This window comes from Companilactobacillus mindensis DSM 14500, from assembly GCF_001434275.1.
Lineage (GTDB): Bacteria > Bacillota > Bacilli > Lactobacillales > Lactobacillaceae > Companilactobacillus > Companilactobacillus mindensis.
In genome coordinates this window covers 22,407-47,963 of record NZ_AZEZ01000004.1, presented here as the reverse complement: position 1 = coordinate 47,963, position 25,557 = coordinate 22,407, and the positions used below count along the sequence as shown (strand labels likewise).

The following is a 25,557-nucleotide window of genomic DNA, read 5'->3' as shown; positions in this document are numbered from 1 at the left end:
CTAAAGCAACTCCTCAAAATATTGATTATTCGATTTCGATCTTGTCTTCTCCATCGATTTCTTTCATTGATACTTTGATCTTTTCTTTTTGAGAAGTTGGAATATTTTTGCCGACAAAATCAGCTCGAATTGGCAATTCACGGTGACCACGATCTACCAACACAGCCAATGAGATCTTCTTAGGACGTCCAGCATTCATCAAAGCATCCATAGCAGCACGAATAGTTCTACCAGTGTAAAGCACATCGTCAGTTAAAATAACGTGTTTATTATTTATATCGATATCTAGTGGTTGCGCTTTCACTTCGGAAATATCTTTTTCTTCATGCGTCTTGTCATCACGGTATGGAGTGATATCCAATTCAGCCACGGGAATACTGATATTTTCAAGTTGTTTCAAGCGTGATTCGATTCGATGAGCTACAAAAACGCCACGAGTTTTGATTCCTACTAAAACAAGGTCTTCGATTCCCTTGTTTCGTTCAATAATTTCATAAGTGATACGAGTCAAAGCTCGAGTCATTGTTTGACCATCAATAATTTCTTTAGCCATAATTTTCCCTACTTTCAAAAAAGCACTCACAAAGTGAGTGCTTAACTTTTTTTATAATCGCACACAATTCTATTTTTAGATTATAGCACGACTCTAGAAGTGTCAATGACGTAATTGCGCCAAGGTTTCTTGAAAAATCTTTGGTGGTTCGATCGAGAACTCCATCCATTCATGAGTTCGTGGATGTTCAAATCCCAAAGTTTCAGCGTGCAAGAATTGTCCCTTACCAGGTAATGTGTGTTTAGGTCCATACAAGGGGTCTCCGGCAACGGGATGACCGATATATTGCATGTGGACTCTAATTTGATGTGTTCGACCAGTTTCAAGTTTTAATTTCAAAAGTGAATAACCGTCGAATTGTTCCAAAACGGTGAAGTGAGTCACTGCATGACGGCCATCTTCAACGACCGCTTGTTTTTTACGATCGACTTTAGAACGGCCTAAAGGTGCAGTGATCTTACCAGTTTTTTCTTCAAAGTTACCGTGAACGATAGCTAAGTATTCACGGAGATTGCTCTTATCCTTTAGTTGTTTCATCAATGATTGTTTGGCCAAATTATTCTTGGCAATCATCAATAACCCTGAAGTATCTTTGTCGATCCGATGAACGATTCCCGGACGGATCACGTCGTCATCATTGATCTGACAATGATAAAGGATCGCATTGACCAACGTTTTATCCGGATGACCAGCTGCTGGATGAACTACCATCCCTTGAGGCTTGTTGACGACGATCACATCTTGATCTTCGTAGACGACATCAAGAGGAATATTTTCAGGAATAGCCTTGATCGGTTCTTCTTCGGGAACATTCACTACGATTTTGTCACCAGTCTTGACTTTGAAGCCAGCTTTACTGACAGCTTGGTCATTGACTAAAATGTTACCATCTTTGATAAATTTTTGGATCTGTGAACGAGTTAAATCTTCCGCTTGATCACTTATGAAAGCGTCCAACCGTCCCTTCTTTGGTTCGTTGTACTCTAAATTAAAAGACTTACTTATTATTTTTCTCACCTGCTACTTGGATAATCAGTGAACCGATAATCAAAATCACTCCAATAGTGATGTAAGTATCGGCCAGATTAAAGATTGGAAAGTTGATAAAATCTAAATTGAACATGTCGACCACAAAATGTCTTGTAAAACGGTCGATGGCATTACCAACTGTTCCCGCTAATAAGAATATCAAAGAAAATCGATAAAGATAATCTTTTTTATCAGCTTTAACAAATAAATATCCTAAAACGATCACCGCAATGATTGTAACTAAGTAGAAGAAAAGCATTTTTCCTTCCAACATGCTCCAGGCAGCCCCAGTGTTAGTGATGTGAGTCAGTGATAAAACTCCGGGGATGAAATCGTGGACGCTCATTGTGGCGATATTGTTCATAACATAATATTTGAGACTTTGATCACCAATGACTAAAACAGCAAACAGCAACCAATAAATCAACTGCACTAGAATAATCCTCCGATAGTTCCTTCATTATCGACGTCCATTCCTAAGGCAGCTGGTTTCTTTGGCAAACCAGGCATTGTCATCACATTACCAGTCAAGACGACGACAAATCCGGCCCCGAGCTTAGGTACGATATCAGTGACGTGAAGCGTAAAGTCACGTGGCGAACCAAGCTTCTTAGGATCATCACTCAATGAATATTGAGTCTTAGCGATACATACAGGTAGATCGTCCCAAGCATTTTCCTTGAGGATCTTCAATTGGTTACGAGCCTTTTTACTGTATTCGACGTTGTTAGCACCATAAATTTCCGAAGCAATCGTAGCGATTTTGGCTTCAGTAGTTTCACCATCTTCGTAAAGACGTGTGTAGTTAGCTTCTTGTTCAGTTGCTCTGATAACAGCTTTAGCAAGGGCTTGACCACCTTTACTACCATTGTGGTGAATTTCGGCTAATTGTACGTCAACGCCAACTTCGTCACAGAGACTTGTCAAAAGCTTGATCTCGTTGTCAGTATCCGTGGCAAATTTGTTGATGGCAACGACTACTGGGATGTGATAGTAACGCATGTTGTGAATGTGACGTTTCAAGTTCTTGAAGCCAAGGTTCAAAGCGTTTAGATCTTCGTTTTGAATGTCATCCAATTTTTGACCACCGTTGTACTTCAAAGCACGAACAGTTGCTACGATCACAATGGCATTAGGTGCATGGTTGAGTCTTGGAGTAACAATATCCAAGAACTTTTCACCACCTAGATCAGCACCGAAACCGGCTTCAGTAACTGCATAATCACCGAGTTTCATAGCAAGTTTAGTAGCTAAGATACTGTTGCATCCGTGAGCGATGTTAGCAAATGGACCACCGTGAATAATAGCTGGTGTGTTTTCAAGCGTTTGAACCAAGTTAGGCTTCAAAGCATCCTTGAGCAATACAGTGATAGCACCTTCAACGTGCAAGTCGCGAACGAAGATAGGCTTCTTATCATATGTGTAGGCAATCAAAATACTTGAGATACGTTCCTTTAGATCGTCGATGTCTTGAGCCAAACACAATACGGCCATCAATTCACTAGCAACAGTGATTTCAAAGTGATCTTCACGCGGAACTGAATTGAAAGGACCACCGAGACCGATGACAATATTTCTCAAAGCTCGATCGTTGATATCCAAAGCACGTTTCCAAACAATGCGACGTGGGTCGATGTTTAGTTGGTTGCCTTGGTGGACATGGTTATCGATCAAAGCAGCCAAAGTATTGACAGCACTTGTCAAAGCGTGCATGTCGCCAGTAAAGTGAAGATTGATGTCTTCCATTGGTACTACTTGGGCGAATCCACCACCAGTAGCTCCACCTTTCATTCCCATGACAGGGCCCAATGAAGGTTCACGTAAAGCTAGAACAGTCTTTTTACCGAGAGATTGTAAAGAATCTGCTAAACCAATCGCAACAGTAGATTTCCCCTCACCCGCTGGAGTTGGATTGATTGAAGTAACCAGAATCAATTTACCGTCGTCGTTTTCTTCCATCGTCTTTTTGATACTACGATTAGAAAACTTAGCTTTATAGTGACCGTATGGTTCAATATCATCTGGCGTTAAACCAATTTTGTTAGCAATTTCGTTAATATTTTTCATATTATCGTGCTCATTTATTTGAGCAATTTCGATATCACTTGGAAATGACATTGCTTTCACCTGCTTCTTTTTTAATTATATTTAAAATTCCCTTTGTAGAAGTAATCTTAAATGGGAAGAAATCACGATTGCTGAAATCAAATTCCATCGTCCATTTATTACCCATCTTAATATCGACCTCGTGGTTTGCAAAAACTCTGGTCTTATAATATGGTTCCTTGATGATCACTTGGTCTTTGGTTATCTTAACCCAAGAGTTAGATATAATATAGAAGACGTAGATCGCATCAATGATCCAAATTAAAAAAGGAATGAAACTAAACGACATGATCTCCAATTGCAAAATGATTCCTAGACAAGCTAGACTCAATGCAATCGACCACATGATGACTCCCCATGCGCCAGTTGGTTGAACAAAATGTTTCTTTGACATAATATCTCCTGAAAGGTTCTAAATAATATGATTAAATTGTACACCGATGCTGGATTAAATACTAATTTAAATCTGGGGGTGGTGGCCTACGTAATAAAGCATAATAACGATATTTATAAAAAGGCACTTCACCACGACAGCCAAGATAATCACTACTTGGAGTTTTTAGCATTAAAACTAGCTCTACAAGTGATTATAGATCATCAGTGGAATGATGACCTGATTTTGATCCATTCCGATAGCCAAATTGTCATTGATAGTTTGGACAAGAATTATTCTAAGCATTACCAACCGATATTAGATGAAATCCTTTTGGAGCTGCAAAAGTTCCCTGGATACTTTGCTAAACACGTTGCTGACAAGGACAATGGTGCTGCTCACGCCTTAGTTCATCAGAAGATGTTAAATATTCGCACACATGGCGACAAATAGTTTCTGTATTTATTCAATTGTGGTACGATAAAAACGTTTTCAATTCACTTGAGGAGGTTTTCTTATGTACTACGTTGTAATGAAAGATCGCGATATTCGTGACAATCTTGCTACTGAACAATATTTAATGAATAATGTTGAATTTGACGCACCATTAGTCCTTTTTTACATTGAAAAACCATGTATCATCGTTGGTCGTAATCAAAATACGATCGAAGAGATCAACAGTGACTATATCAAGGACCACAACATTACTGTGACTCGCCGGATCTCTGGTGGTGGTGCCGTCTATCAAGACCTTGGAAACCTTTGTTTCAGTTTCATGGTCGACTCAGACGACAAGAACTTTGGTGATTTCAAGTCATTTACTCAACCTATCATTGATGCTTTGCACAAAATGGGTGCTACCACAGCCGAAGTTTCCGGAAGAAATGACTTGTTAGTTGATGGTAAGAAGTTCTCCGGTAATGCTATGTATTCACGAAACGGCAAAACATTCTCCCACGGAACTTTATCACTGGACGTCGATTTGGATGTCTTGACTAAAGCTTTGCACGTTCAAAAAGATAAAATTGCATCTAAAGGTATCAAATCGATCAGAAGCCGCGTTACTAACTTGCGTCCTTATTTAGCTCCTGAATATCAAAATCTTGATACTGAACAATTCCGTGACAAATTGCTCTTAGAATTATTCCACGCCGAAACACTCGATGAGATCAAGGACCACGAATATGTGATCACAGACGCTGATCAAAAAGAGATCGACAAGATCAAAGAACAATACTATTACAACTGGGATTGGGTCTACGGTAAGTCCCCTGCTTTTACTGCCAAACAAAGAAAGCACTTTGACATGGGAACCGTCGACGTTCGTTACAATATTGAGAACGGTAAAGTTGACAATGTCGAGATCTACGGTGACTTCTTCGGAATGAAAGATGTTCAAGATATTAAGCAAAAACTCTTGCATGTTAAATTTGACCGGGATGATATCTTGAAAGTATTGGACCAATTCAATTTGGATGACTACTTCAAAGGTATCCCCAAAGAAGACCTGGGCAAACTCTTTACTCCTTAAAAATTCAAATCAATTTAGTAAAAAAGCGAGTCGAGAAAAATAATTCTCGATTCGCTTTTTATTTTTGGTATGATTATTTCTAATGAGGGGATAAAAAATGATTAATGAAATTATGTTAAATCAAACGGTAAAATTGATCGATGTTCATTCGACTGAAGCATTGAGTGATGCCGACCGAGACACGTTGATTGAAAAATACCACCTAACCAACGAAATTTTGGATTACGCTGACGATGAAAATGAACGGGCTCGTTTTGAATACGACGAAATCACTAATACTTATTTGATCGTCTACAATGCACAAAACGAAAATGATCAGACGACTGACATTTCTCAGCGAGTTATGCCAATCTCGTTTGCCATTAAAAATAATCAGCTCTTTTTGTTTACTAACGACGCTACTCACTACGTCAAAGATTATATTCTGAGTGCTAAAGCACATTTAAAGACAGTGTCGCAAAATGAGACGTGGGAATACATTTTCAATACCTTCGACCAGATCTCCAGCGATTATAGCGACCAGTTGAGCGAGACTGATGCCAAACGCAACAAGATCCAACGTTTGATCAAAAAGCACCATTCTTCTGAGAATCAAATTTTGGAATTGGCCGATCTGCAGGATTTGACGACTTACTTAAACACCGCCATCAATGGCAACCTTACGGTGGTCAAACAATTAGAGTTGATCTCCACTGGCAATATCCAGACGTTGCATTTAACTAAAGCCGCCCGTGAACATTTGCATGACGCTTTGATTGAAATCGAACAGATCAAAAATCAAGCCGATCTAAGTTCAGACATCATTGATCGTATCTCTAACACTTACAATAATATTTTGAATAATAGAACAAATACGACCATGAAAGTACTGACAATTTACACAATTGTTCTCAGTATTCCCACGATCGTATCTGGATTTTACGGTATGAATATGAAACTTCCTTTGGCCGACCAAAAGTGGTCTTGGATCTTTTCCGTGATCATCACCGTTATTATGATGTTAATAATTCTTTGGGACTTAAACCGTCGAGATCGGCTCTAGTGACGTTTGTTAGCCCAATATTGATAAAGATCAGTTCTTAATGAACCATTGTACAATTTACGTTTTTTAGTTGCTAATTGACCATAATACTTTTCAAATTCTTCATCACTGGTCAAAATATATTTATTCCATGTGGGAGCGGTTGAGAAAACCTCTCCCATTTCTTTATACAATTTTCTAACCCCAGCCATGTCACTCATACGTTGACCGTAAGGAGGGTTGGAAATGATCGTTCCGTATTTCCCTTCGATCTTGAGATCTTTGACAGCAACTTGCTTGAATTTGATATCATGCAAGACGCCGGCATCGTGGGCATTTAGTTTGGCAACGTCGATCATTGAACCGTCGATATCGCTAGCATAAATGTCGAGGTCGATTTTCTTAACGCCAGCTTCAGCGGATTCTTTCAAGTTTTCCAGGATCTTGTTGTCGAACCAGTCGAAATCTTCAAATAAGAAGTGACGTTGAATACCAGGAGCAATGTTTTTAGCCAAACGGGCTGCTTCGATTGCAATAGTACCTGAACCAGTTGTTGGGTCCAAGAAGGGATCTTCTTCGGGATGCCAAACAGTCAACATGATCATAGCGGCCGCAAAGTTTTCCTTCAATGGAGCAGCACCGTGTTCAATACGGTAGCCACGTTTGTAAAGAGATTCGCCAGTCGTGTCGAGTGTTACTTCAACGACATCTTTGTGGATTCTTGTTTCAATTGGAAATTTTGCGCCAGTCTCAGGTAAACGTCCGCGACGCATGAAGACATCAGCCATCTTGTTGACGATAGCTTTTTTGGTGATGGCTTGAATATCACGTTCGGAATGTAATTGTGATTTAACAGTTCTGGCTTTAATTGGAAATGCAGCGTTCAATGGCAACCACTTATCCCATTCAATATCGTGAACTTTATCAAATAATTCTTCAAAAGTAGTTGCTTTGAAAGTATCGATCAAGATCTTTACTCGATCGGCACTTCTTAACCAAAGGTTAGCTTTGGCGATGTCTTCGTAACTGCCTTCAAAATAGACCTTACCGTTCTCGGTCTTTGTATCATATCCCAGTTTTTGTAGTTCTTTTGCGGTGATAGATTCAAAGCCGCTTGACATAGTTGCAATTAATTTCATATTGCCCCTCTTGATTTTTAATTTTTTGTATAAAAAAAGGACGAACAAGTCGTCCCTTTGCCTCGATAAACTCCTATAGGCCACGTTTTGTTCATGTATTAGGATGGCACCCTAATACAGTTAGTAATCATCTATCTCCAATTAAGGCTTCACAGTAGATTCATTTCTCGTTATGAAGCGCCCCTACCAAAGTTTGGGTTGCCCGCTTGCGGGGTTTACCTCGTTCCAGTATTGCAATTTCTCACAATAATACGTCTCTGTGGCACTTTCAAGCTATTCACACATAGTCTAAAAGACCTTAGCGCTTTCGCTGCCGTTACCAATTAAGGTACCCTGGCTTATTAGGCCAGGCACAAACACTGCAAACATCTCAGTTCGCGCGGGCGTGGACCTTCCTCAGCCTAGATAACTAGACCGCGATTACTCGTAATTTACCGACTTGAATAGTATACACTAAATTGAATTGATTTGGTTATTAATTTTAATTTTTTTCAAAATATTTTTATAATCAGCTTGATCGACCAATAATTAGAATTGGTTGAAGTTGTTATTATTGTTATTCATATTACCATTGAAACCATTTTGACCTTGGTTGTTACCATTGTTCATAGGACGGTTTGGTTGGAAATTGTTTGAATTTTGGTTGGGATTATTAAAACCATTGCTCATTGGTCTTGGTTGTTGGTTCATACGTGGGTTGATCTCAGTATGACCACTTTCAATACCGTTGTGATTGTTCATATTGTCAGGTACGACAGCGGAAGCAAATTGCTTTGTTTCGTTATTTTCCAAAGCGCCATTAGCAAAGTCGTGACCAAAGACACGTTTCTCAAGGTTTGAGAGACGTCTTAAAATGTCATAGTTAGTTGAAGCTTCAGCAGTTGAACTCATCATGGACTTTTGTTGAGGTCTCATTCGATTATTGGCTGGTTGTTGTTGGTTTGATTGTTGAAAATTTTGATTCGTATTGCCAGCACCAGCATTACGAGCTTGCATCAAACGTTCATTTTCATCCTTTAATTGGCTGATTTCCGTTGTGAAAGTTTCGTAATCTTTAATAATGCCGTCTAAGAATTGGTCAACTTCTGTAGGATCGTAACCACGCATCTTTGTTTTAAATTCTTTTTGCAAAATGTCATTTGGTTGATAATTCAAAGAAAAATCATTACCATTACCATTTGCTTGTTGTTGATTCATTCCATTCATATTGTTCATTACTAAACACTCCAGTGTTAATTATTGTCGATTTATCTTATATCTTAACTATCATATAACATATTAGCAAAGTCTTGCATAGAATCAAAATCAATTAATTCCATCTGATAGTCGTTACCACGGTCTTGATAGGCCTTCATGGCTTCATAGTCATACTTAGGTTTGCCACCGCTATCAGGATCATAAAAAATCAGGGACCCTGCAGTATGTTTAAGCATAAATTCCTGCCATAGTTTCAATTGCCTAGGGTTAGGATAACTCATATTGGAAACCTTATTGACATAGTCAGCATTTCTTAAAAAAACATTTAATAATAGCTGGTTGTTTTCGTTCCATTGACTACCAAATTGATCGAAAGGCAATATCACTGCATGTCTAATATTATAGCCTTTTTTTTTGATTTCTTGAACGGCTTTTCCAACTATTTGTTCAACGCCTAATTGAGCCCCGGTTAAGACCCATTCAGTGCCGTCTTCAACGTAATTTGTAATTCTCTGTTCAAAAAAGTCTTGAATTACTTTAGCTTTTGGGTCATTATCTTTAAAAATACCCAACTCAAAGGATCGATAACCGGTTACCCATAAATTTTTGATCATAAAGAATCCCTCCCCATAATTAATATTCTTGCCATCATGGTATAATTTCACAGTAGGAGTTGATATCTTGAAAATAAACTACCCCGATGGACGAATCTTTAACAGTCCATCAAAGCCTTCTCGACCTACATCTTCGAGCACCAAAAAGAAATTGATCTTCGGTGATCGTGGGATGACTTTGGAAGAGGAGATCAATGAAAGCAACAAATATTATCGAAGTCACGAGATTGCGGTAATTTACAAAAAGCCTACACCGATTCAAATCGTCAAAGTCGACTATCCTAAAAGAAGTCGGGCTGTCATTAAAGAAGCCTACTTTAGAAATGCTTCGACAACGGATTACAACGGTGTTTACAATGGCCATTATGTTGATTTTGAAGCCAAGGAAACCAAGAATAAAAACACGTTCCCTTTGAAGAATTTCCATCAACATCAAGTTGATCATCTCAAAATGTGTCAAAAGCAAGGTGGTATCTGTTTTGTCATTATAAAATATGTTACCCTAAAACGCTATTTTGTCACACCGGCTGACGTTATCTTCGATCATTGGGAGATTCAAAAGCACAAAGGTGCTAAATCGATCCAATTAAAAGATATCGTCCAAAACTCAATTGAGATCAAAGCCAATTACGACCCTACTTTGCCCTACATTGATGCCGTACAGCAATTGATCGAAAGTGGGAAGGAGAAATAATGAATAATAAGAACAATAATATATTCACCTTCAAGAATATTTTTAAATGGATCGTTTCGATCCTAGCCGTTTTAGTCGGTATATTCTTGTTCATCTTTGTGTATTATGCTTTTAGTGCGCCAACCGTTAGCCAAGAAAATCTACAAAGCGGTGGCTCGTCAACAATCGTTGATTCGTCTGGGAAACAGATTGCCTCTTTAGGAGACAACAAGAGAAATTACGTCACGATCGACAAAGTTCCCCAAACTATGGAGGATGCCGTAGTCTCAATTGAAGATAAAAACTTCTACAATGAGCCTTTAGGTATCGATCCAGTCAGAATCGCCAAATCAGCGGTCAACAACATTACCAAAGGAACTTTGCAAGGTGGTAGTACTCTTACTCAACAGTTAGTCAAATTGACCGTCTTCTCAACTGACAGCAAAGATCAAACTTTTAAACGTAAGATGCAAGAAGCTTGGTTGGCTATGCGTGTCAGTCAGAAATTCTCCAAGCAACAGATACTAGAATTTTATATAAACAAAGTTTATTTGAATAATGGTATTTATGGTATGGAAACCGGTGCTAAGTATTACTATGGTAAAACTTTAAAGCAACTGACGTTGCCAGAGATGGCGATGTTAGCCGGGTTGCCAAATGCACCAAGCAATTATGATCCATATGCTCACCCAGCTGAAGCTAAGCAACGTCGTGATCTAGTTATCAATGCAATGTACAACAACAACAAGATCACTAAGGCACAAGCGGATGCAGCTATCAATACGCCGATCACAACTGGTTTGCAGCCATACAAGAAAGTAACTAATAGTAACAACAACAAACGAATTATTTCGGATCCTTACATAAAAGAAGCTATTACCGAAGTTAAGAAAAAAGGCTTCGATCCATATCGTGACAACTTAAAGATCACCGTCAACATGGATTACGATGCTCAAAAACGTCTTTATAACATTGTCAATACTTCTAATTATGTTCAATTCCCTGATTCCAAGATGCAGGTTGGGGCTTCAATCGTCAACCCTAATAACGGTAAAGTCGTTGCTATGATCGGTGGTCGTAATCTAAGCGATATCCAATTTGGGCTCAACCGTGCTGTACAGACTACTCGTAGTAATGGTTCGACTATGAAACCAATTTTGGATTATGGTCCCGCCATTGAATATCTCAACTGGTCAACTTATCACCAAGTTGAAGATACGCCTTATACTTATGCCGGAACTGATATTGCTTTGAAAGATTGGGATGAGCAATATGAAGGTCAAATGAGTATGCGGGATGCCTTAGTCAATTCAAGAAATATCCCCGCTATTAGAACTTTATCAGCTGTTGGATTCTCCAAGGCTAAGCAATTTGCTTCCGGTCTAGGAATCAGTTCTGATAAGATGAAAGTTCTATCAAACGGTATCGGTACAGAAGTTTCTACTCTGCAAGGTGCCTCAGCCTATTCAGCCTTTTCAAACGGTGGAACTTATTACAAGCCTTACTTCGTTTCCAAGATCGAAACAGCTGACGGTTTGATTCACAACTACAGTAAATCTGGTAAAAAAGTTATGAAGCAATCGACTGCCTATATGTTGACTGATATGCTCAAAGGCGTGCCTGCTTCCTATGCAACTTATGCTAACATCTCAGGTTTACATCAAGCTGGTAAGACTGGTACAACTAACTATGACGACTCTGCTATCGCTAGCAATTCAGCTTTAAGCGGTACTGCGAAGGATTCATGGTACAACGGATATACGAAGAATTACTCGATCAGTGTTTGGACCGGTTATGATTCACCTAATGAAAAGGGAATTTCTTCAACCTATCAAAGTGTTGCTGGAAAGATTTACAAAGCTGAAATGAGTTACTTAGCTAGTCAAACTAACAGCAACCCTAATTGGAAACGTCCAAGTTCAGTAATTCCAATGATGATCAAAAAGGATGGTTCAACTACCCCAGTCGTAGCTTCGCCAAGTTCTAGTTCATCTACTTACACGAAGGAATTATTTGTAAAGGGTCATGCTCCATCAAATCCTTACAAGATCTCTGATTACTCCTCAAGCAGTGCTTCAGGCTCCAGCAGCAATGAAGTAACAACCAACCGTCATTCAAGCAGTTCATCTGAATCTAACGACGAGGAAAATGATACGACGACTGACAGTGACGAAACTGGAACAGGTACTACTGATAAGGATACAGAAACTAATAGCAATACAAACAGTACTAATAATTCAACTGAAACAAACAACAGCGATAGTGGAACTTCAACCAATACTAATAATGGCAATTCATCATCATCTTCAAACGGAAACAGTAATACCGGTGGCAACACTAATACAGGTAACACTGGCAATACCGGCGGTACTACTGGCGGTGGCAACACCAACACTGGTGGTTCAACTGGTTCCAATGGTGGAACGACCGGTGGCAATACTGGTGGATCTACTACTAACGGTGGTGGTAATGCTACTACCAATGGTTCATCAACAACTACCGAATAAATTTTAAATATTTTAAAAGGACTAATTCAAATGATGAATTAGTCCTTTTTCTATGCATTATTTTATTAAATAAAATCTTTACCGACAAAGCCAGTCTTATCAGCTGGAGTTACTTTCCTAAGCACTTTACAAGGATTGCCGACTGCAATCACGTTACTAGGGAGACTGCGAGTCACAACGCTTCCTGCTCCGATGATCGTTCCAGAACCGATAGTTACGCCTGGCAAAGCCGACACGTTGGCCCCTAACCAACATCGATTGCCGATTGTAATTGGTTTAGCTACACAACCGCCCAATTCACGTTCTTTAGCATCAATTAAGTGATTGCTTGTATACAGACCTACTTTGGGAGCGAACAATACTCGATCACCAATCGTTACTTTGGCACCATCAAGAATCACGCAGTCGTAGTTTGCATAGAAATAATTACCAACGTTAATGTTGCGACCGAATTCACATCTGAAATTAGGATTAATATCGGGATCTTTACCAGCACTGCCAAAAAGTTCTCGAATCAACTCTGCCTTTTTTTCAGGATCAGTTTCAACGTTTATTTTATTTGTTAAGGCAGTCGACTTATTTCGTTCTGCAATCAACAGTGGATCAAGGTCATTGTACGGTTGACCGCTACTCATATATGCAAATTTCTCAGTCAAGTTCATCTTAATCAGCCACCTTCGCTATTTTTGCTCTTTTTCATTAGCTTGATTCAATTTATCGCATTCCAAGATCAATTGATTGGTTTCCTTTTCAGGAGCCAATTTCATTGAATATTTGCGACCATATTCAATCATCGTATGATGGGCTCGATGCAATTCCTCAGGTTTCATTACGCTGACGATCTTCTTTTCAACTTGTAACGGATTGGCCTTTTGATCGACAAAGTGCAATCGCTTAGAAATGGCAGACACGTGCGTATCGACTGCAAAAGTTGGTTGATCAAACACATCGCTCAAGACAACATTGGCTGTCTTTCTGCCCGCACCTGGCAAAGCCATGATTCCTTTACGATCCTCAGGTACGACGTCATTTAATTGTTCGTGAACTATTTGGGCCGTTTTGATGATGTTTTTAGCTTTGTTGTGAAATAATCCAACACTCTTGATTATTTGTTCAACATCGTTAATATCGGCGTTCATCAGATCTTTGGGCTCAGGATACTTGGCAAATAATTCTGGCGTCACTTTATTGACCGATACATCAGTCGCTTGAGCACTCAAAATAACTGACACTAAGTACTGAAATGGCGTTCTTGAATCTAGTGAAGGACCAACAGGCCCAATATCTTCTTCCATCTGGTGAATTGCCCAGACAATCTGTTCATCTTTTAACATTAATATCCCAGCTTCTTTCGACGTTCTTGGAGTTGTTCCGCTGACTTAATATTACTCTTTTCCCAGCTGATTAGGATCCGATCCATGTATTTTAAAGAATAAGCTTGATTCAAAACTGATTCTCGTAAAGCTAGATCGATCAATTCTACACTGTAATGGTCATCATCGATCCATTGGTGAATTTGTTCTTGCTCGATCGGTGACAATGGCCGCCCAAATTCAACTTCAATTTTTTTAAATAATTCTTCAGTGTCAGACATCAACTTATTTTGACGGCTTGATTGGTGTTCTTGATCTAAGAGATTCTTGATGCGGTGATAAATAGGCGTCAACGAATAAATATCACGCTGTTGGTGATGGTCAATAACGGTTTTTAACTCGATGATGCCTAATTTGATCATTCCTTGAATAATGGCATAAATATTGGACTCACTCATTCCAGTGTCTTTGGCTAGATCTTTGGCCATCGGGAAAGTGTTGCCCTTTTGCGCATACATCGATAAGGCCAAATAAATAACTAGATCTTTTTCCGTCATGCCTAGGCGATGAAAGTTTTTCAAGACCAGGTTATTAATATTCGTACTGCCACTATCGATAAAGCTGTTAAATAATTCATCGTTCATATTAATTACTCCAGTGAATAAAAAAAGCCCGAGACATTTGTACTCGACTTTTTTTAAGATAGATTTTAAATATTATTGATAATTTGAACACTCTTACCAGTTCTAAAGTCAACTAAGTTGTAGCCAATACTGCCATTCTTGTTTCGGAAAGCAACTTCCCAAGTAGGCTTCTTTTTGTAGATACCTAGATTGATATGCAAGATCTTTTTGGCATTGTATCTTTGTGCTACCCCATCGATAACCGTTTGACGAACTGGAGCATTGTTCTTATTAAAGATTTCGGTTTTACCACTCTTAGCATCGATAATAATGTAGCGATACTTATCGCCTTTGGTCAACCCACCAACAGAATAGTATTGTTTTTGACGAGTGTAGTTACCGAAGTAATCCGGTTGGACAATACCCGCTTTTTCTTTAGCAATACTATTGGCTTGAGATTTGGCACTCTCATTAGGAGCTGAGGAAAGGTTCACGTAAGTCAACGCTGAAACTATCGCCAATGCAATTAAAGATATGGTCAATAAGATTTTTGTGCTTCTATTCATAATACGTCCTTTTTTTAACTAACAAAAATAGTATAGCAATAAATTGTCTAATTCAAAAACTCGTTTATATCTTTTTTAATTAAATCCATATCCTCATTGATAACTGGCAAACCTTTTGGTAAGGAATCCAAGATTGTTTTACCATAACTCTTCGTCAAAATTCGATTATCAAGCAATAGAATAACCCCACGATCATTCGGCGTTCGAATCAAGCGGCCCAAGCCTTGGCGCAACTGTAAAATTGCATTTGGCAGAGAGTCAACTTTAAAGACGTTCATATCTTGACTCTTTAAGATATCTTGTTTAATTTTGACGTCCGGTTGTTCAGGCGACTCAAAGGGAATTCGAGTAACGATAAGGATCTCCAAAGTCTTTTTAGGAAAGTCGACCCCTTCCCAGAAGGAATTTGCACCCAACAAGACAGAACGGCGACCGATAGCGAAACGTTTCTTGATCTTTTCGTTTGAACCGGTAACACCTTGAGCTAAGATCTCCCACTTACCTTTGACATCAGTTCCCATCAAGCGAGTATAAACCTCACTCAAAGTACTCAAAGAATTGAACAAGATCATTGTCTGATGATCAAGATTATCTAAGACGTCAACGATATAGTTAGTTACCATATCGTAATATTCATCGTTGTTGAGCTGTTGGATATCGGGCAAGTCTGCTGGAAGATAGATCTTACTATTTTTAGAAATACTGTTAGCATCTGGTAAGATCACCATTTGGTTGATCTGATTTTGATTGAGCTGCGTATCCAAAATAAAATGTGAGAAATCTTTTTGGATCGTGATTGCTGCACCAATCGCAAAAATTTGACTGAAACGATCAGTGGTAGCTTCAATTAGATTTTGAATATCGTATTGACGCCAGCTTAATTTGAGCGTTTTAGGATTATAGTAATCCCGCATGTCAATTTCGATCCCAAATTTATTATCAGAACTCTGCAAAGCTTGCAACAATTCGTCAAGATTCCTTAGAACGGTTTGTAATTTACTATTCTCAATCGTGAGATTCGAAATAACTTTTGATAACTCGACGGAAATAAAGTTCTTTTGGAAATTATATTGATCGAACAACGTTTCCACCCGATTAGATATCAATGATAATTCAACGATCAAGTCTGATAGCAGTTCGACTAAAGCTGTATTGTCTTTGCCAAACTCATTGCTACTGTCAAGGATCGAAATGAATTCCTCACGGTCTTTGAAACGAACCTTGTTGCGAACATAATTACCGAAAATATTGTATTCCAAACGTTCCAACAATTCGTCGACTGCTTGAAAATGCGTCTCCATACTTTGCAAGTCTTGATAGTTCCAAAGCTGCGTCGTCACTTCGGTAAAGGCATATCGCAAGGTTACTCGATTTTGATATAAGATATCGCTGATTTTCTTGACGTATTCATTCAGCTGTAAAAAGTCGATCGTAGGTGAACTAGCATCCCTTAGACTACCGGCAAAGTGATTGGCCTCGTCGATAACCAAATAAGAATTGCCACCCCAGAAAGGACTGTCCAGATGACGCGACAAAAAAGATTGGTTCGTTACTAATATTTTTGACTCTAGATAACGATTCTGTTGATAAAGCCAGAAGTCGTCATTGTTGAAAATCGTATTTTCTTTAGATTCCCCACGGTGTCTGATGATACTGAAGAGTGGACTATTGTAGTTAGTCAAATGCAATTCACTGAGATCCCCAGTTGTGGTCATCGTCAGCCAAACCAAAATTTTCATTTTGAGAATTGCGGTGTGACTGTGCAGGCGATAATTGTCCAAAGCTTCGTAAAAGCGGTCTAAATCAATAAAGTTGTAGCTACTTTTGACGATCTCAGCGTGGTAATTGTTGTGGGTCACTTGATTCAACAGTGGAATCGATTGTTCAACGATTTGTTGCTGAAGAACTTTGGTCGTTGTGGCGATGACTAATTTTTGATCATTGTTGATCAAATAAGACAATGGCAACAAGTAGCCCAAGGTCTTCCCTGCTCCGGTAGGAGCTTCAATCAGATTCCATTTTTTGGTTTTGTCACGGTGCTGGCTAGTTTTGTAAATGTTATCCATCAATTTTGACTGATTGACTCGATAATCCAAAACGCCGTCGAGCAATTTCTTTTTGGCTTCTCTTGATTGGGGATATTTAGTCGTATGATCGATCTGCTCAGTGACATGATAGTCCTTTTTGCGTAGGATCAGACCCTCCCTCTCATAGAGATAAGCTGGTAAAACTTCGGTTCGAGAATTTTTTTCACGTTGATCCAAAATGATTTTAAAGACCATATCGGTTTCTCGAAGCGTATTTTTACCGAATTTAGTCAACATCCGCAACGTTTCAAGTGGCAGCTGTTGAATCCTTTTGAGAATGATCAAGAAGAGTTCGGCAGTCACGTGTGCGTCACTGTTGGCACTGTGCGGATTTTTGTGTTGGATGCTTAAATAATGCGTTAGATCTTGCAGTTTATAACTGCTAATAGTTGGAAAGAGTATCTGCGATAATTCAACAGTATCGATAGCTTTGACATTGAGTTGGTTCATACCGATACGTTTAAGCTCTCGATTTAAGAAAGTAAAATCGAAATTCACGTTATGTGCGATAAAAACTCGATTTTTTAATAGTTTAAAAATATCAGGTGCAACTTCTTCAAAGGTTGGTGAATCCTTTACATCTTCATCACTTAAACCGGTCAGAGCAGTAATTCTGCTAGGAATCGGTACTTCTGGATTGATCTTTTGATCGTAGATATGTGTAATTTCACCGTTTTCGATAAGGGCACAGCCGAATTGAATTATACGCCCATTGTCGTGCCAATTAGAATTGGTCGTCTCTAAGTCAACAACAGCGTAAGAATTTTTCAAATCATTCACCTCTCATCTTTTACTTTTCTAGAAGATCTTGTGCTTCGGTTATCTTCAAGAAATAAAGATATTCATGTAAGACTTTTTTATGCTTAATGGCGCTGATGGCCTTGGCATATAAATTGAGTTGTCCAGAATATTTAGCAATTAATTCTGATTTATTTTGATCAGTCACATGATCAGTCTTGTAATCAAAAATAATAATTCCTTCTGGCAATTCAATCACACCATCAATAATACCATGAACTAATATTTTATCGGTAACTTTATCCTTTAGTTCCCCAGTTAAATCGTCATTTTTAAATAAGTCTTGGACCGGCATCAAAATTGAAACAGGATATTCTCTTGAAACATGCTCAGCATTATCCACGATCATTTGTCCCAATTTATCTTGATAGAGGCCAGCTAAATTTTCGGTGTTGATTTTGTCGGCTAATTCGGATGTCATTTGTTTATTATTAACCATATCTTGGATCAATTCGTCAAAGTCTTCTTGTTGCGGCGTTTTATCGAGCTTGATCTTTTGTAAGACTAAATGAGTAGCACTACCAATTTCAGCGCTGGTAATCTTCTTAGTAGTTGTCAAAAATTGTGGACGCGCGAATGAGTTGAGATTGTAACGAGTATTTTGTTTAGCTTCTGGTTCATAATCTCCCATTTCACCAGCAATTGGATCAGCAAAAATATCTTTGATTTCTGAAACGGACTGATAGGCAGTTGTTTCAACTAATTTTTGATAGTCGTACTTGAAATCGAGAATCTTATTAACCGAATCCTTAAATAAACCGCTCAATTCGACTGTTTCAGAATCAGCTGAATTTGAGTCAGCCATAGGTTCAACTTCGATGTCAGCCGGTGAAATAAATTTCATTTTAAGGTGGCAATTTTTGTTGATATATGTTTGATCTTTTTCAAGCTTACGGTCATTTTCAGACATCGTACTCATACCAATCAGATCTTGGAAACTATTAGTATTGCTTCGGGAACCTTCGTCGATAACCCCATTGTCGCCAACTTCGATCGTATCCCACTTGTCAAAAATTTTCTCGGGATCGGTCGTTGATCCAAACATAATCAATTTTTGTTCAGCCCGTGTCAGTGCAACATACAACAAACGCATATTTTCGGATAATGAAGCGAGTTTACGCTTGTCGGAAATCATTTGTCGTTGAGCGGTTGAGTAAACTAGCCGACTTTCGTTATTTAAGACTTTGATCCCGATACCGAGTTTTGAGTCAAAGAGTGTAGCTGCAGTGTAGTCTTTGCTGTTAAACTTACCTTTCAGATCCATCAAAATGACGATAGGAAATTCCAAACCTTTGGAGCCATGAATAGTCATAACTTTGACCGTATCATCGGTTGCTTCAATACTACTTGGCTGCGTCAAATCTTTATTAGACTTACGTAGTTTTTGAATAAAGATCAGGAATTGATGCAAGCCTTTGGAGTTGTTGCTTTCGTATGAGTCAGCATATTTGTAGAGTGCATGTAAATTGGCTGCTCTTTGTTTACCACCAGGCATCCCAGCCGAGTATTCCAAAAAGCCAGTCTCTTGATAGATTTTCCAGATCAAACGAGCCAAACTGTTCTGGTTAGCAAAGTCACGGTAACTGTTCAACTTCACTAAGAAGTTTTCCAATTTGTCTTTGATATCAGGATCAGCATCGCTCTTTTGTAAGTACTTCAAAATAGTTGCATAGTAGTTTTCGTAGTAAATCCCTTCATCTTTATCAAGCAGACGAATCTGAGCCAATTCTTCTTCATTCAAATGAACGATTGGTGAACGTAAAACGGCTAGTAATGGTACATCTTGATACGGATTGTCGATGATATTTAGCATCGAGATCATGACCATCAATTCGGATGTTTGGAAATAATTTTCAGCCCGTTTGACCATGACCGGAATATTATTTTTGGTGAATAGCGAGATCAAATCAGTATTGTATGAACTTGTTCGACTCAAAATGGCAATGTCACTGTACCGAATATCTCGATTAGTGCCCAAGTCATTATCGTAAACCTGATAATGACTTCTCATCAACTGCTGAATTCTTTGCGCAGTGGCCGCAATCAAAGCTTTGCCTTTGTCACGGTCATCGTCATCATTGTTGGAATTTTTTTTATTGTCATCACTCTTATCTAAAGTAATGATGTTAAATTCATTTTCAGTATCGAGTGTTTTGGGATCAAAGCCATCAGCGTATGGTTTGCCATGAACTAACTTAGATGAATCGTCGTAATCAATATCACCGATCCGTTTGTCAAAGATTTTTTTAAAGACGTCATTGACAAAGTTTACGACATCCAGCGACGAACGGAAATTCTTGGATAATTGAATCAATTTGTCATCATTAGTATCTTTTTGGAATTCGTCATATTTACCCGTAAAAATATAAGGGGCCGCTTGACGGAAGCCGTAGATCGACTGCTTGATATCACCAACCATGAAAAGATTATTATGATCGATTTTTAGCAACTGCACGATTTTTTCCTGCATGGCGTTGACATCTTGGTATTCATCGACCATCATTTCACGGAACTTATGTTGATAAAAATTAGCTGCAACGTTGTGGCCGTCGACTTGTTGTTGAAGGATCTGGACGGTCAAATGTTCCAAATCATTGAAGTCAATTACGTGATTGTTAATCTTCAAACGCGTGTATTCAGCCATGTAGCTGCGCTCGACTTTTACCAATTTAGAAATCAAAAATTGGGCATCTTTTAAAACGTCGTTAATGCCAGCTTCGGGTTTAATGAAGAAGGCTTTCAATTCATCGACAGAACCCTTCAAGCCACCTTTGATGACTACGGCTTGGTCCAAAGTGGTTGTATCAGAATCTTCAGGTAACTTGAAACGTTTTTTATCTGCAATCTTGTATTCATTCAGTTGCGTTCTAATAGTGTCGTAATTGTTGCTCTCTAAAGCAGTGATCATTTTTTTGACCCAATTAGTAGCATCAGTAAATGAATCGTCCAAATATTTTTCAGTAAGTGTATCGGCATCACAGAGCTGTTTTCCATGTTGGATATCTAACTGTAATTCGGAGACTTTCGTTCTAATTACCGGCATGAGTGAATTTTGGAAAAAATCTGAATCTGAAAATGTCTGATTGAATTCGTATGGTTTAACTAAACCGTCGAGCCACTTTTCTGTTTCGTCATTAGTGACCGCAAAGTTATAAATTTTGTCGATGACATCCCACAAACCAGTATCGTCTTTTTCATCCGTAAAATTATCGCTCAAACGAGCAAATTCTTCAAAATCATTGGCATAGTAGTCATTGATCACGTTTTGATAAGCTTGTTCTTTCATGATCGACTGTTCAGTATCGTCACTGAGCAAGCGGAAATTAGGGTCAAAGTCGATCACGTAATAGAACTTCTTGATCACACTCAAGCAAAAAGCGTGGAAAGTGCTGATATTTGCACTAGGAATCAAATAGATCTGTTGTTGCATGTGTTGACGAATATCAGGATCGATGGTTTTGTCATTGACCATTTCTCGAATTCTCTTTAAGAGTCGTTCCTTCATTTCAGTCGCAGCGGCATCAGTAAAAGTGGCAATCAAAAAGTTATCGATGTTCAAAGCATTATCGTCGGTAAGCATCTTTACGATCCGCTCGATTAAAATTTTAGTTTTACCCGAACCGGCAGCAGCGGAAACAAGAATATTCTGTGCACGATCGTTAATGGCATGTTTCTGATCTTCGGTCCAAACTATTTTATTATTCGCCATCGTCTTCTGTCTCCTTATCTAATTTTTCTCGGATTGCTTTTAAGATATCCTTTTTACCGTTATCCACGATATCGTGGTATTCATTTTCATCCAACATGGCATCGAATTGGAAAATCGGTTGGAAATCACTATACTTCAAAGCTGATATTTGACCTTTACGATATGGATTTAGTTTGAGTTCACCGGAATAAATATTTTCACCGGCTTTTTCAATCAAATATTGATTGTATTGCAAAATATCGTTCAGCTCGTCTTCCGTGAACAGGGTCTTTTTACCATTACGGTCGATAGTTGGCGAAGGTTTCAAACTTTGATAAGCATCTTTGGTTTTAGTCTTCTTGTGGTCAACTGGTTCAAAGGTCGTGTCGAATTTATCTCGCAATTTAAAGTCATCTAACAAAATACCGTTCATTTTGAAACCTTTGAGGACTTCAATGTTACTGTCAGCAATGATCTTATTCTCTTTGACCGTAGGATTAGTGATATGTTCGTACAATGCCCCACCGACTTTCAATGAGTCGCTATCTGAAACACCCAGAATCTTTTCTAGGATCGGTTGGTTGAGATTATTTTGCAAACTCCAGAAATAAGTTGGCATTTGCATTGTGATCCCTGCTTCAAATCCAGCTAAATCAAAGGTCTTATTACTAGATTTGTAATCGACAACTACCAAATAATCAACATCGTCAATTCGCATCATATCGATCCGGTCAATTTTTCCGTTAACATTGATTCGATTGTGATTCTTTGTATTTAATTCCCATGATGGGCCAATTAATTTTTTAGTACTCTTGACTGGACCAAAAGTGACTTCGGAAGCCTTGGGGTTGAACTGGTTACGTTGATATTGCAAGTGCATATTTTTAACTAATTGCAATAAAGTTGCTTCGAATTTATCGGAGAGATAGTTCATTCGTGGTGAGGACTGATAAATTCGATTGCTTGGCTTAGCAAGTTCAGTTTGATATAACTCGTGAACAACATTTTGAATAGTAGTGTCGTTCATTTCGCGAAGATTCAAATTCTCTTCTTTGAGATATTTCACTAAGCTATCCAAAAAGGCGTGATAAAGCGATCCCGTAGTGGCAGCATTAATCTCAAATAATTCTCGTGGACGAACTCGCAAACCGTACTTCAAGAAATACTCGTATTGATTGGCATAGAAGGATTCCAATTGTGAAATCGAAACGTTCAATTCATCGCCGTACAATTTAGCGACAGTATCTTCCCGCAATGCGTGTGGAGAATTACGATAATTGAGGGAGTCGTTGACGAATTGCGCTTCTTTGGAATCGTTGTCGCCTAATAAATGTTTGGAAACGTAGCGCCAAGCATTGGAAATATTGCGTTCCTTAGTGCCCTTGGCTCGTCGTTTATCTTCGGCATTACGATAGACTCTGATCAAATAATTCAAAGTGGCTGAACGAGAACCGACGTAACTGAGAACGTCACGTTCAGTGATTCGGTCAGTTTCAGTCGATTCAAGGTTTTCTTCAGGAATTGGATTCAATAATTTCAATTGTTCTTCCAGATGGAAGTGTTTTTTGATTCGCGTTACGTAAGATGACAATTCCTGTTGAACATTGTCGGCAGTTAAATTAGGGTACGTGAAGATCAACTGTTCTTTTCCAGTTGTGAAAGTAATGTCATGTAAAAATGGTTCCGCATTGTTGGTAACCTTGTCACTCTCACGTAAATACTTGCCATCAGTCAATTTTCGATTTAAGAAATCACGTTCATCGTCTGTTACTAAGTCATTGGAGACCGTAGTTCCGGGCATATTTGTCGAAGTTGCCCCCAGAATAAAAGTGATCTTGCGATTATTTGGCTGGATCATCCCTATTTCAGAGATACTGACGGCATCCAATGTTGATGGAATCTGTGAATAGTCGGCATTTTCAAAAGCTGAATCCAAGATGGTAATGAAATCTTTTGACTTGAAATCTTGGTCGCCAAATTCAGAAACGTACTCGTCGAGGATCTGATTAAAGAGGTTGACGATTTGTTGAGGTTGATTGGCCAAAGCTAAATCATTTTGTTCAGTAGCCATTTGTTGCCAAGCTAACAGCGTTTTAAAGACATTGTTTTCTTCCAAGAAGTTATATAGCTTGGTAATGATCGTAGTAGCTGACTGCGTAGTCTTGTTATTCATGAATTTTTCAAGTGCTTGATAAATTGTTTGAATAAAATGTTTGATCTGGTTGATAGTGGCTAGATCTTGCAATCTTTCTCGGTCAGATTTTTTCTCTTTGCTAAGCTTGTCGCCATCTTGCAATGTGAAGTCGTCGCCTAACCAGCCTTTTTTAGTGATACCATTGGCCAAAACAAAGTTTTCTGTTAAATCGACGGCTCTGCGGTATTCAGCAACATGGCCTTGATAGATTTCAGGTAATAGAAGTTCCGTTCTCAACAAACTGATAACGTCATCTTCTTGCATCCCATGGTTGTAAATAGCAAATAAGAGGTCGACCAAACGTTTGAACGGATGGTTGGCCATTTTCTTTTGTAAGTCGATAAAATATGGAATTTCATTGTTCTCCATGAATGATTCGATGAAAGATTCATAGTCGGATAAGTTACGAGCTAAAATCAAGAAATCTTTGTAACGGTAATCTTTGTTCATGGCCATCTTCTGGCGAATGTAATTCCCAATAATTGAAACTTCGGTTTGAATATCAGTACATTTCCAAATTTGGACTGCTGTATGATCGATCTTGGAAGTTTCAATGGGTGCAACGCCGCTGGATTGGAGCCAATACTTTTCCAAAGTAGCGATGTCTTGATTGACTCGTAATTCTTTAGCAAATTCATTATGTATTGCAACATCGAATTGCTTGGCAAATTGACTCAATTGCTGGTATGTTGAGGCTGAACGATAGAAAAATTCATCAGCGGCTAATTGGTCGTTCAAATAAGGTCTGTCGAGGACCAATGAGATATCCAGATTGCTGCTATTCAAGATCATGCTTTTAACTAGGTTAGCTTCGGCAGCTGTGAAGTTAGAAAAACCTTCAATGTAAAAGTGGTATTTGGAAAGATCAGTATTCAAATACTCGGCTAAGGCATTCAACTGGAAGTCATTTGTATTGAAGTTCTCGACTTGTTGGAGATACTTCTCATAGATCATCGTCAACTCTTTGATCTTATCGGAGAAGAAATCCTCATCATTATCCCCGAGAACTGCGTAGATATCGTCTGGTTGGACTTGACCGTTCATAAATTCGTTGAATTGTGAGATCATCTGATCCATGAAGCCTGGTTTGTCGATCATACCGGAAAAAATTTTTAAATCTTTTTTATTTTCCTGTACGATATTTTTTAGCATCATAGCGGCTTTAGTTTGCGTTAAGGTTTCAGCGTTAAAATTACTATTGCCGCGCAAAAAATACCAAGCTAAACGTGAAAATGAAAAAGTCTGCACGTTATGACTGGCAAAAACGTGGTCGTTATCAGAAGCATATAATTGTCCCAATTCATTGAGAACATTGACTTCCGATTCAAATTTAATATGGTTGGGAACCAAGAAAAAGAATTGGCCCTGTGGATCTTTGTCGTAGTCCGCTTTGAACAATTCCATCATTTTTTTGTGATGGTCAAAACGGTTTTCTCCTAATACAAAATTTAATGTCATTTTTCATCACCCGCAAAAATTCTATCATAGTTAATTGTCATAAAGTGGAAATAATAGCGATAGATGTATAAAATAAAGACTTAGAGA

Annotated in this window: 18 protein-coding genes, 1 other RNA gene and 2 pseudogenes; 5 read left to right on the top strand and 16 right to left on the bottom strand. The window is 38.6% G+C overall.

Annotated elements, in window-relative coordinates; genetic code table 11:
• Nucleotides 1-25 precede the first annotated feature (25 nt).
• The 5 genes from pyrR to FD29_RS00785 all read right to left on the bottom strand — a co-directional run bounded on the left by pyrR (nt 26) and on the right by FD29_RS00785 (nt 4,082).
• On the bottom strand, nt 26-553 hold the full coding sequence (gene pyrR, locus FD29_RS00805; RefSeq protein ID WP_057887085.1) for a bifunctional pyr operon transcriptional regulator/uracil phosphoribosyltransferase PyrR: 528 nt from the start codon (nt 551-553) through the stop codon (nt 26-28).
• A 102-nt stretch (nt 554-655) separates the two neighbouring features.
• Nucleotides 656-1,558, bottom strand: coding sequence for an RluA family pseudouridine synthase (locus FD29_RS00800; RefSeq protein WP_057887173.1), 903 nt, complete (start codon nt 1,556-1,558; stop codon nt 656-658).
• Nucleotides 1,551-2,015: a signal peptidase II gene (gene lspA, locus FD29_RS00795; protein WP_083477719.1), complete on the bottom strand. Its 465-nt coding sequence runs from the start codon at nt 2,013-2,015 to the stop codon at nt 1,551-1,553. Before lspA ends, FD29_RS00800 begins: the two co-directional genes overlap by 8 nt.
• The gene (locus tag FD29_RS00790) at nt 2,015-3,700 is read right to left on the bottom strand and encodes a formate--tetrahydrofolate ligase (protein ID WP_057887084.1); all 1,686 of its coding nucleotides are present in this window, start codon (nt 3,698-3,700) and stop codon (nt 2,015-2,017) included. Before FD29_RS00790 ends, lspA begins: the two co-directional genes overlap by 1 nt.
• A complete protein-coding gene (locus FD29_RS00785; protein WP_057887083.1) occupies nt 3,684-4,082 on the bottom strand; it encodes an EbsA family protein in 399 nt (132 codons plus the stop codon). Before FD29_RS00785 ends, FD29_RS00790 begins: the two co-directional genes overlap by 17 nt.
• A gap of 27 nt (nt 4,083-4,109) precedes the next feature.
• Here FD29_RS00785 and FD29_RS00780 point away from each other — a divergent pair, with 27 nt between their 5' ends.
• The 3 genes from FD29_RS00780 (at nt 4,110) to FD29_RS00770 (ending at nt 6,634) form a co-directional block, all read left to right on the top strand.
• Nucleotides 4,110-4,514 (top strand): reverse transcriptase-like protein, encoded by a 405-nt coding sequence (locus tag FD29_RS00780; RefSeq protein ID WP_057887082.1) that lies wholly within the window; start codon nt 4,110-4,112, stop codon nt 4,512-4,514.
• Nucleotides 4,515-4,578: 64 nt separating this feature from the next.
• A complete protein-coding gene (locus FD29_RS00775; RefSeq protein ID WP_057887081.1) occupies nt 4,579-5,592 on the top strand; it encodes a lipoate--protein ligase in 1,014 nt (337 codons plus the stop codon).
• Nucleotides 5,593-5,689: 97 nt separating this feature from the next.
• Nucleotides 5,690-6,634, top strand: coding sequence for a magnesium transporter CorA family protein (locus FD29_RS00770; RefSeq protein ID WP_057887080.1), 945 nt, complete (start codon nt 5,690-5,692; stop codon nt 6,632-6,634).
• On the opposite strand, the gene FD29_RS00765 is transcribed toward FD29_RS00770, so the two are convergent.
• From FD29_RS00765 to FD29_RS00755, 4 genes and pseudogenes are all read right to left on the bottom strand, one after another.
• Nucleotides 6,631-7,752, bottom strand: coding sequence for a THUMP domain-containing class I SAM-dependent RNA methyltransferase (locus FD29_RS00765; protein ID WP_057887079.1), 1,122 nt, complete (start codon nt 7,750-7,752; stop codon nt 6,631-6,633). The two genes, FD29_RS00770 and FD29_RS00765, sit on opposite strands and share 4 nt — an antisense overlap.
• A 71-nt stretch (nt 7,753-7,823) precedes the next feature.
• Nucleotides 7,824-8,184, bottom strand: an RNA gene (gene rnpB / locus FD29_RS11155) — RNase P RNA component class B.
• A gap of 381 nt (nt 8,185-8,565) precedes the next feature.
• Nucleotides 8,566-8,949, bottom strand: a pseudogene (gene gpsB / locus FD29_RS11810) (cell division regulator GpsB); the annotation flags it as partial.
• Between the two features lie 62 nt (nt 8,950-9,011).
• Nucleotides 9,012-9,563: an SLOG family protein gene (locus FD29_RS00755; RefSeq protein ID WP_057887078.1), complete on the bottom strand. Its 552-nt coding sequence runs from the start codon at nt 9,561-9,563 to the stop codon at nt 9,012-9,014.
• Nucleotides 9,564-9,630: 67 nt separating this feature from the next.
• Between FD29_RS00755 and recU the strand changes: the two genes are divergently transcribed.
• Nucleotides 9,631-10,257, top strand: a complete 627-nt coding sequence (recU, locus tag FD29_RS00750; protein ID WP_057887077.1) for a Holliday junction resolvase RecU — start codon at nt 9,631-9,633, stop codon at nt 10,255-10,257.
• A pseudogene (locus FD29_RS00745) lies at nt 10,257-12,557 on the top strand (PBP1A family penicillin-binding protein); the annotation flags it as partial. The gene recU and the pseudogene FD29_RS00745, both read left to right, overlap by 1 nt.
• A 251-nt stretch (nt 12,558-12,808) precedes the next feature.
• Here FD29_RS00745 and FD29_RS00740 read toward each other — a convergent pair.
• From FD29_RS00740 to FD29_RS00710, 7 genes are all read right to left on the bottom strand, one after another.
• Nucleotides 12,809-13,405, bottom strand: a complete 597-nt coding sequence (locus tag FD29_RS00740) for a sugar O-acetyltransferase (protein WP_057887075.1) — start codon at nt 13,403-13,405, stop codon at nt 12,809-12,811.
• Between the two features lie 18 nt (nt 13,406-13,423).
• A complete protein-coding gene (locus FD29_RS00735) occupies nt 13,424-14,077 on the bottom strand; it encodes an endonuclease III domain-containing protein (RefSeq protein ID WP_057887074.1) in 654 nt (217 codons plus the stop codon).
• On the bottom strand, nt 14,077-14,700 hold the full coding sequence (locus tag FD29_RS00730) for a DnaD domain protein (RefSeq protein ID WP_057887073.1): 624 nt from the start codon (nt 14,698-14,700) through the stop codon (nt 14,077-14,079). Before FD29_RS00730 ends, FD29_RS00735 begins: the two co-directional genes overlap by 1 nt.
• Nucleotides 14,701-14,765: 65 nt before the next feature.
• The gene (locus tag FD29_RS00725) at nt 14,766-15,245 is read right to left on the bottom strand and encodes a hypothetical protein (RefSeq protein ID WP_057887072.1); all 480 of its coding nucleotides are present in this window, start codon (nt 15,243-15,245) and stop codon (nt 14,766-14,768) included.
• Nucleotides 15,246-15,292: 47 nt separating this feature from the next.
• Nucleotides 15,293-18,112 carry a helicase C-terminal domain-containing protein gene (locus FD29_RS00720; protein WP_235804236.1) on the bottom strand — a complete coding sequence of 940 codons (2,820 nt, stop codon included), beginning with the start codon at nt 18,110-18,112 and terminating at the stop codon, nt 15,293-15,295.
• Between the two features lie 10 nt (nt 18,113-18,122).
• Nucleotides 18,123-21,839: a helicase-exonuclease AddAB subunit AddA gene (gene addA, locus FD29_RS00715; RefSeq protein WP_057887070.1), complete on the bottom strand. Its 3,717-nt coding sequence runs from the start codon at nt 21,837-21,839 to the stop codon at nt 18,123-18,125.
• A complete protein-coding gene (locus tag FD29_RS00710; RefSeq protein WP_057887069.1) occupies nt 21,829-25,470 on the bottom strand; it encodes a PD-(D/E)XK nuclease family protein in 3,642 nt (1,213 codons plus the stop codon). The genes addA and FD29_RS00710 overlap by 11 nt, the downstream gene beginning before the upstream one ends.
• Between the last annotated feature and the right edge of the window lie 87 nt (nt 25,471-25,557).

Excerpts from the sequence above, each read along its gene's own strand:
- pyrR (WP_057887085.1), bottom strand. The coding sequence starts at position 553 with ATGGCTAAAGAAATTATTGATGGTCAAACAATGACTCGAGCTTTGACT.
- FD29_RS00790 (WP_057887084.1), bottom strand. The coding sequence starts at position 3,700 with ATGTCATTTCCAAGTGATATCGAAATTGCTCAAATAAATGAGCACGAT.
- FD29_RS00785 (WP_057887083.1), bottom strand. The coding sequence starts at position 4,082 with ATGTCAAAGAAACATTTTGTTCAACCAACTGGCGCATGGGGAGTCATC.
- FD29_RS00780 (WP_057887082.1), top strand. The coding sequence starts at position 4,110 with ATGATTAAATTGTACACCGATGCTGGATTAAATACTAATTTAAATCTG.
- FD29_RS00775 (WP_057887081.1), top strand. The coding sequence starts at position 4,579 with ATGTACTACGTTGTAATGAAAGATCGCGATATTCGTGACAATCTTGCT.
- FD29_RS00770 (WP_057887080.1), top strand. The coding sequence starts at position 5,690 with ATGATTAATGAAATTATGTTAAATCAAACGGTAAAATTGATCGATGTT.
- FD29_RS00765 (WP_057887079.1), bottom strand. The coding sequence starts at position 7,752 with ATGAAATTAATTGCAACTATGTCAAGCGGCTTTGAATCTATCACCGCA.
- FD29_RS00755 (WP_057887078.1), bottom strand. The coding sequence starts at position 9,563 with ATGATCAAAAATTTATGGGTAACCGGTTATCGATCCTTTGAGTTGGGT.
- FD29_RS00740 (WP_057887075.1), bottom strand. The coding sequence starts at position 13,405 with ATGAACTTGACTGAGAAATTTGCATATATGAGTAGCGGTCAACCGTAC.
- FD29_RS00735 (WP_057887074.1), bottom strand. The coding sequence starts at position 14,077 with ATGTTAAAAGATGAACAGATTGTCTGGGCAATTCACCAGATGGAAGAA.
- FD29_RS00730 (WP_057887073.1), bottom strand. The coding sequence starts at position 14,700 with ATGAACGATGAATTATTTAACAGCTTTATCGATAGTGGCAGTACGAAT.
- FD29_RS00725 (WP_057887072.1), bottom strand. The coding sequence starts at position 15,245 with ATGAATAGAAGCACAAAAATCTTATTGACCATATCTTTAATTGCATTG.
- addA (WP_057887070.1), bottom strand. The coding sequence starts at position 21,839 with ATGGCGAATAATAAAATAGTTTGGACCGAAGATCAGAAACATGCCATT.
- FD29_RS00710 (WP_057887069.1), bottom strand. The coding sequence starts at position 25,470 with ATGACATTAAATTTTGTATTAGGAGAAAACCGTTTTGACCATCACAAA.